Raw genomic sequence first — 14,401 nt, forward strand, 5'->3', positions numbered from 1 at the left:
GGCGAAACAGGCGGGGAAAAGCCCCGTTGGTACCTGAAAATCCGCTCGCGGGCCCGGCGCATTTTTACGCTCATTCGGCTCGCACACACTGCCTCGGTAATTCTTGAATCGTTTATGAACACTGCGTCTCATTTTGTTAACTAGATAGTTCGTAACACTGAAAATCCCGCGGAGGCTGTCGCTCGAAGGCAACATTGCCGGTCTGCCGGGCGGCGTGTATCACGTTGGAAACTCAGGAAAGGTGCGCAATGTCACAGGCTGATCCCGTCGAAATCACCCGCCGTCTGATCGAGTGTCCCTCCGTTACTCCGGAGGAAGGCGGCGCTCTGGTCTACCTTGCCGATTTGCTTGCCGATGCGGGGTTCGAGTGCGCGCGGGTCGACCGAGGGGGGGTGTCCAATCTGTTCGCGCGCAAAGGCCCTAAGGACGCCAAGCGCCGGCTTGGGTTCAACGGGCATACCGATGTCGTTCCCGTGGGCGATACCGGTGCCTGGACGGTTCAGCCCTTTGGAGCGGAAGAAAAGGACGGCTGGATTTGGGGCCGGGGCGCAACTGACATGAAGTCCGGCGTTGCGGCTTGGGTGGCCGCTGCGGTAGATGCCGCCGCCGTTCTGCCGGAAGATGCCGCACTGATCCTCGCCATCACCGGAGACGAGGAAGGCGACGCAGTCGATGGCACCCGTGCGCTGCTCGAGTGGATGGAAGAGAGCGGCGAGCGGATGGATGCCTGCATCGTGGGGGAGCCGACCTGCCCGGATCGGATGGGCGAGATGATGAAGATCGGTCGGCGCGGCTCGCTCACCGCCTATTTCACCGCGCGGGGGGTGCAGGGTCACGCGGCGTATCCGCATCGCGCGAAGAACCCCGTTCCCGCGCTCGCTCGTCTCGTCACACGTCTGGACGCGCATGTGCTGGATGAGGGCACGGCGCATTTCGATCCGTCCACGCTGGCCATCACCACCTTCGACGTGGGCAATCCGGCGACCAACGTCATTCCCGCCGAGGCGCGCGCGACCGTGAACATCCGGTTCAACGACGCCCATTCCGCCGAAGGCCTCACCGCGTGGCTGCGCGAGGCGGCGGAAGAAGTCGCCGGACTGGCGGGCATCGAGATCGGAATGGAGGTCAAGGTGTCGGGCGAAAGTTTCCTGACACCTCCCGGCCCGCTCTCCGATCTCGTCGCGGCCGCAGTCGAGGCGGAAACCGGCATCCGGCCCGAGATGTCGACCTCGGGTGGCACGTCCGATGCGCGGTTCGTCAAGGATCACTGCCCGGTCGTCGAGTTCGGCCTTGTCGGCAAGACAATGCACCAAGTGGACGAACGGGTGGAGATTTCGCAGATCGGCCAGTTGAAGGCGATCTATGCCCGGATCATCCGCGATTATTTCGCCTGATCGCAGGGAATGTCGCGCCCAACCCTTGTCATCATGGCCAAGGAGCCGCGTCCGGGGCGGGTGAAGACGCGTCTCGCATCGGAGATCGGCACCGTCGCGGCTGCAGGCTGGGTGCGCCACAGGTTGGCCCGGCTGTCGCGGCAGGTGTCAGACCCGCGCTGGGCAACGGTGCTTGCGGTTGCCCCGGATATCGCCGTTGCCTCCCGCCTTCTCCCGGCGCTGCCGCGGCTGGCCCAGGGAAGCGGCGACTTAGGTGATCGCATGGCCCGCGTGTTCCTGAGCCTTCCGCGCGCCCCGATCCTCGTCGTCGGCACAGATATTCCTGCAATGACGCGCGCCCATGTCGCATCCGGCCTGTCCCTGGCCCGGCAGCACGGAGCGGTGGTCGGCCCGGCCAACGATGGCGGGTTCTGGGCCGTAGGACTGGACACGCGCCGCGCGGTGCCTGCGGACCTGTTCGCCGGGGTGCGTTGGTCCACCGAGCACGCGCTCGCCGACGCGCTGCGCACCTTGCCCGATCCCGGCTACCTCCCCACGCTTTCGGACGTGGATTCCGCCGCCGACCTTGCACGACTTTCCGACTGACGCCTACCGCGCCCCGTGATACGCGGGACACATGGCACGCATACCCAGCAAAGAGGAAATCCTCGCGTGGATTTCCGAGAACCCGACCCAGACCTCCAAGCGCGACATCTCGCGTGCTTTCGGCATCAAGGGGGCGGATCGGATCGATCTGAAACGCCTGCTCAAGGAGCTGGAGGCGGACGGGCATCTGGAGAAGAGAAAAAAGACTTACCGCGATCCCGATAAGCTCCCGCCCGTGTCGATCCTCGAAGTGGCCGAGATCACGCCGGACGGCGACATCTTTGCCGACCCGCTGGAGTGGCAGGGAGAAGGCGACAAGCCACGCGTGCTTTTCGTGGCCAAGCAAGGCGATCCCGCGTTGAAGGCAGGCGACCGGCTTCTGTGCCGCATGACGGAGGTCGACGGCGATGATCACGCCTATGAGGCGCGCCTGATCCGGCGCATCGGGGAGAACGCCAAGCGAATCCTCGGCATTTTTCGCGCCGGGCACGAGGGCGGGCGGATTGTGCCGATCGACAAGGGAGCCGACAAGGAATGGTCGGTGCCGGCGGGAGGCACAGACGGCGCCAAGGACGGTGAACTGGTCGAGGCGAAACAGACCGGTCCCAAGGGCCGGATGGGCCTTCCGCGCGCGCAGATCATGGCGCGACTGGGCGACCCGACCGCGCCGCGCGCCGTCTCGCTCATCGCCATCCATCAACACGGAATCCCGGACGCCTTTCCGGACGAGGTCATCGACGAGGCCGATAGGATGAAACCCGCGGGCTTGAAGGGCCGCGAGGATCTGCGTCACCTGCCCCTCATCACCATCGACCCGGCGGATGCGCGTGACCACGACGACGCGGTCTATGCGCATCCCGACGACAACCCGAAAAACCCCGGCGGTCACGTCATCTGGGTCGCCATCGCGGACGTGGCCCATTACGTCACCCCCGGCTCCGCGCTGGACCGGGAGGCACGCAAGCGAGGCAACTCCAGCTATTTCCCGGATCGGGTGGTCCCCATGCTGCCCGACCGTTTGTCGGGCGATCTCTGTTCGCTCCACGAAGGTGTGCCGCGTGCCGTTCTGGCCGCGCGGATCGTCGTGGACGCGGCGGGCGAGAAGGTCAGCCATTCGTTCATTCGGGGGATAATGAAATCACATGCCTCGTTGAATTATGCCGAGGTGCAGGCGGCACAGGATGGTGATCCGAACGACAAGGTGGCGCCGTTCATGGAGGACGTCATCACACCGCTTTACGCGGCTTACTACGCCCTGCGCAAAGCGCGTGAGGCGCGGCAGCCACTCGACCTCGACTTGCCCGAGCGCAAGATCGTTCTTTCGGAGGAAGGTCAGGTCGAGAGCGTGAAGGTCGCCGAACGGCTCGACGCTCACCGGCTTATCGAAGAAATGATGGTGCTCGCGAACGTGGCCGCTGCCGAAGAGCTCAACCGTCTCGGGCGTCCGCTCCTTTTCCGGGTGCATGAGGAACCGTCGCCGGAGAAGCTTGAGGCGCTGCGCGAAGTGGCACAGGCCTCCGGCTTCAACCTCGCCAAAGGACAGGTGCTCAAGACCCGGCACCTGAACCAGCTCCTCAATCAGGCGGAGGGGAGCGAGTTCGACGAGTTGATCAACATGTCGACCCTGCGTTCGATGACGCAGGCTTATTATTTCCCGCAGAATTTCGGCCATTTCGGGCTCGCGCTGAAGAATTACGCACACTTTACCTCACCCATCCGGCGCTACTCCGACCTCATCGTTCACCGCGCACTCATCTCGGGTCACGGGTGGGGCGATGACGGGCTCAGTCAGGATGACATCGACCAGCTCGAAGCGACCGCCACGCATATCTCGCAGACGGAACGGCGGTCCATGGAAGCGGAGCGGGACACGACCGACCGCTACCTTGCTGCGTTCCTGTCTGACCGGGTGGGCAACGAGCTCACCGGCAAGATCGCCGGTGTCCAGCGTTTCGGCATCTTCGTGCGGCTGGACGAGACGGGGGCCGATGGTCTTGTGCCCGTGGCCAGCATCGGCACCGAATACTACCGTTATGATGACGCGAGCCAGACCCTCACCGGGGAACGCTCTGGTATGACCCTTTCCGTTGGCCTCCCGGTCCTCGTGCGGCTTGCCGAAGCGGTTCCCGTGACCGGCGGCCTCATGTTCCAGCTCCTCGAAGTCGCAGGCAAACCTGTCAAAACGACAGGTCGCCCCACCGGCGGCAAAGGCGTAAGGAGGAAACCGGGACAGGCGGCACGAAAGACCGCCAAGGCGCGCGAGAAGGTGCGCCGGAAACGGGAGTGACGGGAGGCCGCGAAGGCAAACATGACGACGGATCAACCTGGCGCGGGTCAGGATGGTTTTCGCGACTGGATCGAACGCATGGTCAGGCCCAAAGCGCTTGGCCGGATGATACGCCCGCAGACGTTCGACAGCGCGATGGCGACAGCAGAGTTCCTGCCGGACGTCATCGAGCGCCAGCAGAACCAAAAAGAATTTCTTCTGCCGATCTGGGAATATCTCGAGATCGCCGTGTCGGAAGAGCGAGTCCGGAACGGGCGCGCGGCCGTGCGCAAATGGCGCGAGCTTTTCAATCGGGTCGAGCAACGTTTCGGCGTGGAACCCGAAGTCGTAGCGGCGATCTGGGGGTTGGAAACAGGATACGGAGTCGTGCGCGGTTCCTACCCGACGCTCTCCGCGCTCGCGACGTTGGCATGGCGTGGCAGCCGCTCAGCTTTCTTCGAGGATGAGTTAATCGCAGCACTCCGGATCGTGCAGGCTGGCAACGTGAAGGCCGAGCGGATGCTGGGGTCCTGGGCGGGCGCAATGGGGCATGGGCAGTTCATCCCGTCGAGTTTTCTCGACTTCGCCGTCGATTTCGACGGGGACAACCGGCGAGACATCTGGTCCGACGACCCCACCGACGCTATCGGCTCGATCGCGAACTACCTGGCCAAACACGGCTGGCGGCGCGGGCAACCCTGGGGATACGAGGTGCGGTTGGCGGAGGGTTTCGATTACTCGATGATCGGATTGGACCAAGCGCACCCGACCTCCGTGTGGGAGGATGCCGGCGTTCAGAGCACGGTGGCGCAGGGTTTGCCGGACTACGGCGTAGGGTCGATCCTGCTTCCGGCCGGTCATCGCGGGGCGGCCTTCATGGCGCTGCGCAACACGCACGCATTGCTGCGTTACAACAATTCTGAATTCTATGCGCTGGGGATCGGTCTCCTCGCCGATCGGATCGGTGGCGGCAAGGGCCTTGCCGGAACATGGCCGATGGCGGAGCGCGTTCTGGACCGGAACGAAGTTCAGGAAGTGCAGTCCCTGCTGACTGATCACGGCTTCCCGACGCAGGGTATCGACGGGTTTCGCGGACCGAATACGACGCGGGCAGCGCGCGCATATCAGATGGCCGAGGGGCTGGTGGCCGACGGCAACCTTTCGGTCGAATTACTTGAAGCGTTGCGACAGCGCGCGGGATAGTCTTCAGGCGGCTTGGCGGGCCCCCTTTGCAGCATCCCTGATCGCCGCGATGTTCTGTCCATATACGGCCGTGTTGTCGACCGAACCGCCCTTGAACACGGCGGACCCGGCGACGAGCACGTCCGCCCCGGCCTCGACCACGAGCGGGGCGGTCGTCGGGTCGACGCCACCGTCGATCTCGATATGCACCGGCCGGTCACCGATCATCTCACGCAGGCGTTGAATCTTGCCAGTCATGTCGATGAACTTCTGCCCACCGAAGCCCGGGTTGACCGTCATGACGCAGACAAGGTCAGTGAGGTCGAGCAAATGCTCCACCGCTTCGGCCGGCGTGCCGGGGTTGAGGGCCACGCCCGCTTTCATTCCCGCCGCGCGGATCGCCTGCATCGTGCGGTGCGTGTGGGGACCAGCCTCGACATGGGCGGTGAGCACATCCGCCCCTGCCTCGGCGTAAGCGTCGATATAGGCATCGACCGGCGAGATCATCAGATGGACGTCCATGACCGTTGTCACATGCGGACGGAACGCTTTGACAGCGGGCGGGCCGAAGGTCAGGTTCGGGACGAAGTGCCCATCCATCACGTCGACATGGACCCAATCGGCACCTTCGGATTCGATGGCGCGGATCTCGGCCCCGAAATTGGCGAAGTCGGCAGAAAGGATCGACGGAGCGATCTTGATGGAACGGTCGAACGACATGGCGGGCCCCCTTGGCGGTTTCCCCCGCACATAGCGCGGTCTGCCGGGCCGGTCCAGTTACCCGATGGCCGGGCTCATCCGGTCGGCAATCCGATGCGCCTGAAACCCTTCGGCGAGGCGGGTCAGTCGCAACTCGGCGACGATGCCTTCGGCATGAAACGGATCACCTTCGGCAAACGTCCGGGCATCTTCCGGAGTCATCGCTTCCAGTACGCCCCAGTGGCCGATGGCCTCACCGTCCTCGTCCCACAGCGCCGACCCGATCAGAACGGAACAAAGTCCGTCGCCGCCAGTGGACACCCAGTCGCGATGCGCGGCGCGCAGACGATCACGGTCGTCCTGTTTGCCCGGATGGTGGATGTTTTCCATGAGAAAGAACATGACTCAGCCTTTCAGGAAGGGGACCAGAAGATCGGCGACGGTTTCAGGTTGTTCGAGCGGGGCGAAATGCCCCGCGTCCTCGATCACCTCAAGCCGTGCGTTTGGGAGAAGTTCCAGCATTCGCTCATGCCGGCTGACCGGGGACCATTCGTCCTGCCGCCCGACCATGACCAGTGTTTCGCAGCGTATGTCCGGAAGATAGGCCGAGGCATCCGGGCGATTGACCAGAGCCTTGATCTGACGCGCGTGCTGATCCTCGTCGGACCGGAGCACCATCTCGGTCAGGCCGTCCATCAGCGCTTTGGTGCGATTGGGTTCATACACCATTGGGGGAAGCCAGCGCGCCGCGAGCGCCTCCATCCCGTGTTCATAGGCGTATTCAACGAGCTCGCGCCGACTCTCCGCCTCGCCGTCCTTCAGCGGATGAATTCCGGTGTCGAGCAGCGCAAGCCGCTCGACCCGGTCAGGGGCCATGCGCGCCATCTCCATCGCAACGCGCGCGCCCATGGAATGGCCGGCGACCTGCAATGTGCCCGCGTAGGCCTTAAGGCAATCGTCCGCCATGCGACTTATGGAGTCCTGGCTGGACAGGTCCGCGACCTCCGCCTCGATACGGTCGGTCACCGGCTGCCAGCAATACGCGTCGCACAAAAGGCCCGGGATCAGAAGAATCGTCATCGGATCATCGTGTTGGGCAGGAAGAGCGAAAGCTGCGGGAACAGAACGAGGATGATGAGCGTGATGAGCATGGCGAACCAGAAGGGTGCCACACCCCGGAACATCTTGCCGAGCGATACGTCCGGTGCGACGCTTTTCACGATGAACACGTTCAGCCCGACCGGCGGCGAGATCAGGCCCATTTCCAGCGTCAGAACAACCAGAACGCCGAACCAGATCGGGTCGATCCCGAGTTGTTGCACGACCGGGAAGAAGATGGGCATGGACAGCACCATCATCGCGAAACCTTCCAGGAAACAGCCGAGGATGAGGTAGATTGCGAGCATGATCGCAAGCACGCCGAGCACCGGGATCGCCAGCGTTTCAAGGTAGGTGCCGATCCATGCCGGGATGTGGCTGAGGGCCAGGAACGTCTTGATCATGTAGGCCGAGATCAGGATCAGCATGACGGTCGCGGTGGTCACGACGCTGTCCTGTGCAGCCTTCCAGAAGGTCCGGAATGTGAGCTGGCGCGACAGGATACCGAACAGGATCACGAGTCCCGCGCCGACCGCTGCGGCCTCACCCGGCGAGAAGATGCCGCTGTAGATACCGCCGATGGTCAGGAAAATGACGAGCAGGATTGGCGCCGCGCCGCCGGTTGAACGCAGCTTTTCCGGGAAGCTGGTCTTCGGACCCTTCGGCCCCATCTCCGGCTTGAACCAGGTAATGATCATGATCGTCGCGATGAACGCGCTGAGAAGCAGAAGACCGGGAACGACGCCGGCAAGGAACAGGCGCCCGATGCTTTCCTGTGTAAGAAGTGCGTAAATGACGAAGCCGGTCGAGGGCGGGATCAGGATGCCGAGTGTCCCGCCGGCCGCGACCACGCCCGTCGAGAGGCGGTCATCATACTTGAAGCGCTTCATTTCCGAGAGCGACACGCGACCGATTGTCAGCGCCGAGGCGACGGACGAGCCAGACAAGGCGGCGAACCCCCCGCAAGCGACGACGGTGGCAGAGGCAAGCCCCCCGCGAACCGAGCCGATCCAGGCGTAGGCCGCATCGTACAGTTTGCGGCTCATCCCCGTTTCCGTCGCGACGTTGCCCATGAGGATGAAAAGCGGGACGACCACGAGTTCCGCGCTGGCGGCGAGCGAGAAGCTGTCGGAGGCGAGCTGGCTGAACGCCGCCGCCGGGCTGTTGAGGATCATGTTGCCGACAAAGCCGACGGCGAACATGGCGAAGGCGACAGGAATCCGAAGCCCCAGCAAGACGAAGAGAATCGTCATGCCGACAAGGCCGATCATTTCTGGGCTCATGCGGCCTCCTCCATGCCCTTGGGGGCGAATACCAGGCCTATGAGTTTGAAGATCATGCCAACGACCGTGATGAGCGAGAGCACGATGATCGCGCCCTTGAACCAGTCGAACTGCAAGTTGATGATGTTGGTTTTCTGAACGACGCCAAGCTGAAAGCGCATCAGGTAGATGGATGACCATGTGGTCCAGGCGATGCCGGCGAAGATCGCGATGCCGATGATGACCGAAACGATGTCACCGGCGCGGATCATCCACCGCGGCATGCTGCCTTCGAACAAGTCGACGTTCACATGACCGCCGAGCTTGTCGCACAGCGCCATACCGCCGAAGACGATGATGACCATGCCCATCTGTGTCAGGTCCTGACCACCACGCAACGGCGCACCGAAGAAACGCCCGACCACGTCCGCCAGGATCACGACGACCTCGACGACGAGGCCGATCGTGCCAATCAGGGCAGACAGGCGAATAAGCCCGTCTGCCCAGTTGTTCAGTCGCGCGAGCAAGGATTACTCGCCGCGCATCGTGGCGAGGACTTCTTCACCACCGACGTTGCCCACGACTTCGTCGCGGATCGGGTAGGTGAGTTCCTCGAACGCCGCACGCTCTTCATCGCTCAGGGTGTAGACGGTGTTCTCATCCATGCCGCTGATCGTTTCGATGACCGACTCGGCGCGGGCATACCAACCTTCTTCCGCCGACTGCGAGAGCTTGCGACCGGCGATGGAGTCGATCGCGGCCTTCTGTTCGTCGGGCAGGCTGTCGTACTTGGCCTGGTTCATCACGACGTAGAACGAGATGTGGCCGAGCGGCGCGTTCAGGGTGTAGCTGTTGGCCACTTCGTCGAGTTTGAAGTCACCGATGGCCGAAGCGCCGGTCACGACGCCGTCGATCAGGCCGGTCTGGAGCGAGTTGTAGATCTCGCCGGCCGGCATTTGCACCGGCGTCCCGCCAAGCGACTCGATGGCTGCGGCAGCAGCCGATCCGGATACGCGGATCTTCAGGCCTTCGATATCGGCGGGCGTGCGCACGTCGACGTCTTTCATGATGAACACGTTGGGTTCCGACAGCCAAAGGGCGAGCGGCTTCGTGCCCGGGAACTCACCGGCGAGCTGGCCAGCCTCATACGCGTTCCAGATCATGTCGTAGCCGGTCATGTCCTCGGGTTTCGCGCCCGGAAGCTCGGAAATCATGGTCAGCGGGAACTGCGACGAGGTGTAGCCCTGAAGGCCCCACACGATGTCGGCCACGCCCTGCACGACGCGAACGTATTGTTCGAGCGGTCCGGCGCCGAGCTCACCGCCCGGGAACACCTGGACTTCGAGGCCCGACCCTTCGACGGCGGCCTGCAGCGGCTCGATGGTCGAGGCCGTGAGCGTGTGCGCGGGCGGCACCCAGTGTGCGAATTTTACGGTTTCGGCCAGTGCAGGCGCCATGCCTGCTACGGCAACAGCGGCAGCGGCAGCAGCCGTGCGGATCATTTGTCCTTGGATCATCTGTAGTCCTCCCAGTCAGATGGATGCCCGCGAGCGGGCTATGAGATGGCCTGCACGGTATGGGAGCCGTGGGGCCGGTCAAGTCACATTCAACTTTGTCCCATAAGGTTTTGCTATTATTCCCCGATGCTGGCCATGTGATCAAAGCGCCCGGGGTTGCATGCGGCGGGATGTAGCACCCCACCGCGATTGGTTTTGTCGAACGTCAGGTCTTGGTGCGCCAGCTGTCCGCGTAATTGGTGCGCGCTTCCGTGGAGTACGGGGTCGGCGACACGCGAACACGGATCGTGGTCTGCTCGTGCGGTTCGGTCGACGTTTTGCCGGACCCGCCGTCGGGCTCGCCCCAGACGAGTTCGAGCACGTCTCCCTCTTCCACCGAGTTGTCGACGACGCCCAGCGAAAGCATGCAGCGCTCGTTGAACGAGTAGCCGTTGAACATCGACATACCGACCATCTTGTCGCCGTGCATGACCATGTCGGCCGAGGACGATGCGTAGTTCGGCTGCGGGAAGTCGATCCACTTGTAGTTCTTCTCGCCCGGCGCGAAGGACGACGAGATGACCTTGATCACGTCTTCCGCGTTCCACTCGAAGGTGACCTTCTTGCGGTTCGACGGAGCGTCCTTGAGCTTGGTCAGGGCGTCCTTGCCGATGAAGTCGTCCTTCTTCCACCCGATGTAGAAGCCGTAGCCCAGTTCGAACGGGTTCACATAGTAGTCCGAGATATCGTCGGAGACGTAGGAACCACCAATGGAACCGGCGGCTTCGTACGAATTCTCGGTCAGGAACTCGCGGTATTCCTTCATCATGCCGTCGCCGGTGTAGATGCCGGGGAGCGGCGAGGGAATCCAGCCGGATTCAAGCGTGTTGGTCGAATAGGCGCGCGACCCGACGAGGTGCATGTCGACACCGACATCACGGGCAGCCTGCTGAATCGTCGTCTGGATGTAGTGCTTGTCGGCGTAGGGGCCCCAGATTTCGAGACCGGGCGCACCGGCCATGCCGTGACGCAGCGCCTTGACCTTGCGGGAGCCGATGTTGATTTCGGCCACGCGGAAGAACTTGACGTCCGGAACCGGGCCGCCGTTGATCTTTTCGAAGATCTTGTCGGCATCCGGGCCCTGAATCTGGAACCGGTAGTGGGTCCGGTAGATCGCCTTGCCGTCCGGGCGCGAGTCCGAGCGCGGGTCGTGGCTGACCTTGACATTCCATTTGCCGATGGCGGCCTGGAACATGATCCAGTTCGAGGTCGGGGCGCGGCCCACGGTGACGAACTTGTTTTCTTCGAGGCGGAAGATGATGTGGTCGCCAATGACGTGGCCGGCGGGAGTGACGGGCACGAAGTGCTTGGCGACATCCGTTCCGAAGTTGGCGAAGGAGTTGATGCCGACGTGCGACAGGAACGCTTCGGCGTCCGGCCCTTCGACGGTCACTTCGTCCATGTGGTGCGACTGGTCATAGAGCACCACCGAGTCACGCCATGCGTTCTGCTCGGACCGCCAGTTGGTGAATTCGGGTGCGACGACCGGGTAGACGTACATCCCGATCTTGGAATTGCGCAGGCGTTGAACGATGTTCTCGGACTGCATGATGTCTTCGAGGCTCTGGGCCATGATGTCCTCCCTGGAAACTGAATGTATACATCAAATAGAGAAGCGCCGAATTTTGCAAGCGGAAAGCGCCGTCTGGCGCGTTTTCAGCCCCGAAATGTATGCGCGACAAGCCCCTAGTCGACGATCAGGGCAAGTGCGGGATCCGGTTCTGCGTTGTCCAGCGCCTTCTTTTCGAGGTTCTGGCGCGCGATTCGCGCATGTTCGCGGGCAAGCGCCTCGGCCCGCGCGCCTTCGCGCCCCTCGACCGCGGCCACCATCGCCCGGTGCTGTGCCTGAGCGATGACGAGGCTTTCCATCATCGCCTTGGATTGCCGGTTGCGAAAAACGAAAGCCGAGGGCGAGGCGAAGGGAAGCGATTTGACCCGTTCCAGTTCACTGCGAACGATGTGAGACGGGCACAGGCCCACGATCAGATCATGAAATTCACCGTTCAGGCCCGCGTAAAGCTCCAGGTTCGGCGGCGCGCCGTCCGCGCCGAAACTCGCGTCGATCTCACATAAGAGCGCCTTCAACGGCTCGAGTTTCTCGTCCGGCGCACCGGCCTCGGCGGCGAGGCGCAGGGCCGTTCCTTCGAGCACGCCGCGCAATTCGATGGCGTCGATCACGTCGGCATAAGTGAAGGACCGGACCACGAACCCCCCGCCTTTCGCGCGCTCCAGAAGTCCCTCTTCGGCGAGGCGGCTCATCGCCTCGCGCACCGGGGTTCGCGACACCTCAAGCTCCTCGGCCAGCGCCACCTCGTACAGCCGGGTGCCCCCGGGCATTTCGCCCTTTACGATCCTCTGCCTGAGGTCGTACGCCGCCCTTTTCGCGTGGGTGCTGCCGCGTGACTCGGTCATTGGCTCCTCCATGTATACACCAAGATGTATACAATTCAGGCCAGTTGGCAACGGTTTTGGGTCACTTGCCGGAGTGGATGACCCCGTCGCCCTCTCCATAGAGCGCTTGAACAACGTCGGCTCTTTCGCGCAGAACCGCGCGCTGGTTCACCGAGCCTTTGTCCGTCACCTCGCCCTTGTCGAGATCCAGGGGCTCGGTCAGAATCAAGGCCAGCGGGACACGCATCGAGGAGCCGGTCGCTTTGGCATTGTAGGCCGCGAGCCGTGCGGAAATCGCAGCGGCCAGCGCCGGGTCGGCGAACAGAGTCGCGTCATCCATGTCTTTTCCACCGTCGACGACGCCCTCGATGGCGGGGCGGAACGGCACGATCAGCGCACCCAGCTTTTCCTCTCCGTCACCGGTCAGAACCACGTCACGCGCCAGCCCGCCCAGCGCGTCGGTCAGCTTGGCACGAACGGCCCCCACCGAAACCCATGTTCCGGTCTGGAGCTTGAAGTTTTCAGCCACACGTCCATCGAAGAAGAAGCCCTTGGTCGGGTCGCCCGGCACGGCAAAACGCAGTGCGTCCCCGAGTTTGTAGAAGCCTTCCTCGTCGAACGCGTCGGCCGACAACCCCTCATTGCGCCAATAGCCCGGGGTGACGTTCGGCCCTTTCACGCGGGCCTCCATCTTGCCCTCATTCGGCACCAGCTTCAGCACCAGATCCTTGGCCGGAATGCCGATGTTGCCGGGGCTGTCCTGCGGTTCGGCCTGATAGAGCGCAAAGGGCGCCGTCTCGGTCGCGCCCAGCCCGGTACCCAGCAGGATCTCTTCGCCAGTCGCTTTCATCGCAGCGGCCTTGAGATCGTCCCAGGTGTGCTGAGCCATCGCTGCGCCTGCGTAATACATCAGCTTCATATCGGAGAAGAACGTGTGCGCGAAGTCGGGGTCGTTTTCGACTTCGTGGATGATCATCTCGAAGCCTGCCGGCACGTTCCAGTACCAGTTCGTCCTGACTTCACGCAGGTTGCGGATCGTCTCATGGATCATGTCCTTGGTCGGCCGACCAGCGTCGATGTGGAACGTGCCGCCGTTGTACAGCACCACGTTGAAGATCAGGTTTCCGGCGGCAACATGATTCCACGGCGCCCAGTCGAGCACCATCGGCGGCTCGTCCCGCAGGTAGGCGTAACAATCCGTGACCTGTTCGATATTCACGCACAGCATCCGTTGCGTCTGGATGACGGCCTTTGGGCTGCCGGTCGTGCCAGACGTGAACAGAAACTTGGCGACCGTGTCGGGCGTAATCGCGGCATTGGCCTCATCGACAGCGGCGGTCACATGGGTCGCGGTCAGTGACTCCCACGAGCGGGCAAGGTCGTCACCGCTCACGCCAAGGCGCGGCAGGTCGGGGAAGACCGCGTCGAGCGCTTTGGCGAAGGCGCCGGTATCTTCGCAGAACACCGCGCCGGGCGTGATCTGGTCGCGTACACCCTTGAGCTTCTCGAACCCCTCAGACACCAACGAATAGGCTGGCGCGATAGCAGCGGACGGGATGCCGACATAATGCGCACCCACGACCATGAGCGCATGGGCGACCGAATTGCCGGACAGAATCACCAGCGGCCGGTCCTCGGACAGTCCGAGGTCGAGCAATGCCTGACCGATGGCACGAACCAACCCACGCGCCTCTCCATAGGTGACGCCGCGCCAATCGGCCTCGCCCACACCACGCTCGGTGATCCATGTGCGGTCTGACGCCTCGCGCGCCCAGTGCTCGATCCAGTCCGACGTCTTGGCGGAAACCGGGCCGAGGGGCTCACGCTGCCAGACGTACATGGTCCCGTCCGTCTTTTCCTCATAAGCAACGTCGGCGTTCCAAAGCTTCACCGGGCGCAATTTGGCCTGTGTCATGTTGTCCTCCCCGGCGTACTCCTCGACGCCATCCAGAAAATAGTTTACGCGGA

The 14,401-nt window shown here is 63.1% G+C and carries 13 protein-coding genes; 4 read left to right on the forward strand and 9 right to left on the reverse strand.

Annotated elements, in window-relative coordinates; all coding sequences use genetic code 11:
- The first annotated feature begins 248 nt into the window (after window positions 1-248).
- The 4 genes from dapE to B2585_RS01475 are packed head-to-tail and all read left to right on the forward strand — an operon-like array spanning window position 249 to window position 5,448.
- Window positions 249-1,394, forward strand: coding sequence for a succinyl-diaminopimelate desuccinylase (gene dapE / locus B2585_RS01460; RefSeq protein WP_292019240.1), 1,146 nt, complete (start codon window positions 249-251; stop codon window positions 1,392-1,394).
- Between the two features lie 9 nt (window positions 1,395-1,403).
- The gene (locus tag B2585_RS01465; RefSeq protein WP_292019242.1) at window positions 1,404-1,979 is read left to right on the forward strand and encodes a TIGR04282 family arsenosugar biosynthesis glycosyltransferase; all 576 of its coding nucleotides are present in this window, start codon (window positions 1,404-1,406) and stop codon (window positions 1,977-1,979) included.
- 31 nt (window positions 1,980-2,010) lie between these two features.
- Window positions 2,011-4,266: a ribonuclease R gene (gene rnr, locus B2585_RS01470; RefSeq protein ID WP_292019244.1), complete on the forward strand. Its 2,256-nt coding sequence runs from the start codon at window positions 2,011-2,013 to the stop codon at window positions 4,264-4,266.
- 21 nt (window positions 4,267-4,287) lie between these two features.
- Window positions 4,288-5,448 carry a lytic murein transglycosylase gene (locus tag B2585_RS01475; protein ID WP_292019247.1) on the forward strand — a complete coding sequence of 387 codons (1,161 nt, stop codon included), beginning with the start codon at window positions 4,288-4,290 and terminating at the stop codon, window positions 5,446-5,448.
- Between the two features lie 3 nt (window positions 5,449-5,451).
- Here B2585_RS01475 and rpe read toward each other — a convergent pair whose 3' ends face one another.
- The 9 genes from rpe to B2585_RS01520 all read right to left on the reverse strand — a co-directional run bounded on the left by rpe (window position 5,452) and on the right by B2585_RS01520 (window position 14,348).
- A complete protein-coding gene (gene rpe, locus B2585_RS01480; RefSeq protein WP_292019249.1) occupies window positions 5,452-6,147 on the reverse strand; it encodes a ribulose-phosphate 3-epimerase in 696 nt (231 codons plus the stop codon).
- A gap of 57 nt (window positions 6,148-6,204) precedes the next feature.
- Window positions 6,205-6,528, reverse strand: coding sequence for a YciI family protein (locus B2585_RS01485; protein ID WP_292019251.1), 324 nt, complete (start codon window positions 6,526-6,528; stop codon window positions 6,205-6,207).
- A gap of 3 nt (window positions 6,529-6,531) precedes the next feature.
- On the reverse strand, window positions 6,532-7,206 hold the full coding sequence (locus B2585_RS01490) for an alpha/beta fold hydrolase (RefSeq protein WP_292019253.1): 675 nt from the start codon (window positions 7,204-7,206) through the stop codon (window positions 6,532-6,534).
- Window positions 7,203-8,507, reverse strand: coding sequence for a TRAP transporter large permease (locus B2585_RS01495; protein ID WP_292019255.1), 1,305 nt, complete (start codon window positions 8,505-8,507; stop codon window positions 7,203-7,205). The genes B2585_RS01490 and B2585_RS01495 overlap by 4 nt, the downstream gene beginning before the upstream one ends.
- A complete protein-coding gene (locus tag B2585_RS01500; RefSeq protein WP_292019257.1) occupies window positions 8,504-9,013 on the reverse strand; it encodes a TRAP transporter small permease in 510 nt (169 codons plus the stop codon). Before B2585_RS01500 ends, B2585_RS01495 begins: the two co-directional genes overlap by 4 nt.
- 3 nt (window positions 9,014-9,016) lie before the next feature.
- A complete protein-coding gene (locus tag B2585_RS01505; RefSeq protein ID WP_292019259.1) occupies window positions 9,017-10,003 on the reverse strand; it encodes a TRAP transporter substrate-binding protein in 987 nt (328 codons plus the stop codon).
- A 205-nt stretch (window positions 10,004-10,208) separates the two neighbouring features.
- Window positions 10,209-11,615, reverse strand: a complete 1,407-nt coding sequence (gene ligM, locus B2585_RS01510) for a vanillate/3-O-methylgallate O-demethylase (protein WP_292019261.1) — start codon at window positions 11,613-11,615, stop codon at window positions 10,209-10,211.
- A 113-nt stretch (window positions 11,616-11,728) separates the two neighbouring features.
- Window positions 11,729-12,454: a GntR family transcriptional regulator gene (locus B2585_RS01515; protein ID WP_292019263.1), complete on the reverse strand. Its 726-nt coding sequence runs from the start codon at window positions 12,452-12,454 to the stop codon at window positions 11,729-11,731.
- Between the two features lie 61 nt (window positions 12,455-12,515).
- Window positions 12,516-14,348, reverse strand: a complete 1,833-nt coding sequence (locus tag B2585_RS01520) for a feruloyl-CoA synthase (protein ID WP_292019265.1) — start codon at window positions 14,346-14,348, stop codon at window positions 12,516-12,518.
- Window positions 14,349-14,401 lie beyond the last annotated feature (53 nt).

The sequence above is a fragment of the Maritimibacter sp. UBA3975 genome (assembly GCF_002384975.1).
Taxonomy (GTDB): Bacteria; Pseudomonadota; Alphaproteobacteria; order Rhodobacterales; family Rhodobacteraceae; genus Maritimibacter.

Bases quoted from the DNA above. Each gene is read 5' to 3' on its own strand.
- dapE (WP_292019240.1), top strand. From the start codon at position 249: ATGTCACAGGCTGATCCCGTCGAAATCACCCGCCGTCTGATCGAGTGT.
- B2585_RS01465 (WP_292019242.1), top strand. From the start codon at position 1,404: ATGTCGCGCCCAACCCTTGTCATCATGGCCAAGGAGCCGCGTCCGGGG.
- rnr (WP_292019244.1), top strand. From the start codon at position 2,011: ATGGCACGCATACCCAGCAAAGAGGAAATCCTCGCGTGGATTTCCGAG.
- B2585_RS01475 (WP_292019247.1), top strand. From the start codon at position 4,288: ATGACGACGGATCAACCTGGCGCGGGTCAGGATGGTTTTCGCGACTGG.
- rpe (WP_292019249.1), bottom strand. From the start codon at position 6,147: ATGTCGTTCGACCGTTCCATCAAGATCGCTCCGTCGATCCTTTCTGCC.
- B2585_RS01485 (WP_292019251.1), bottom strand. From the start codon at position 6,528: ATGTTCTTTCTCATGGAAAACATCCACCATCCGGGCAAACAGGACGAC.
- B2585_RS01490 (WP_292019253.1), bottom strand. From the start codon at position 7,206: ATGACGATTCTTCTGATCCCGGGCCTTTTGTGCGACGCGTATTGCTGG.
- B2585_RS01495 (WP_292019255.1), bottom strand. From the start codon at position 8,507: ATGAGCCCAGAAATGATCGGCCTTGTCGGCATGACGATTCTCTTCGTC.
- B2585_RS01505 (WP_292019259.1), bottom strand. From the start codon at position 10,003: ATGATCCAAGGACAAATGATCCGCACGGCTGCTGCCGCTGCCGCTGTT.
- ligM (WP_292019261.1), bottom strand. From the start codon at position 11,615: ATGGCCCAGAGCCTCGAAGACATCATGCAGTCCGAGAACATCGTTCAA.
- B2585_RS01515 (WP_292019263.1), bottom strand. From the start codon at position 12,454: ATGACCGAGTCACGCGGCAGCACCCACGCGAAAAGGGCGGCGTACGAC.
- B2585_RS01520 (WP_292019265.1), bottom strand. From the start codon at position 14,348: ATGACACAGGCCAAATTGCGCCCGGTGAAGCTTTGGAACGCCGACGTT.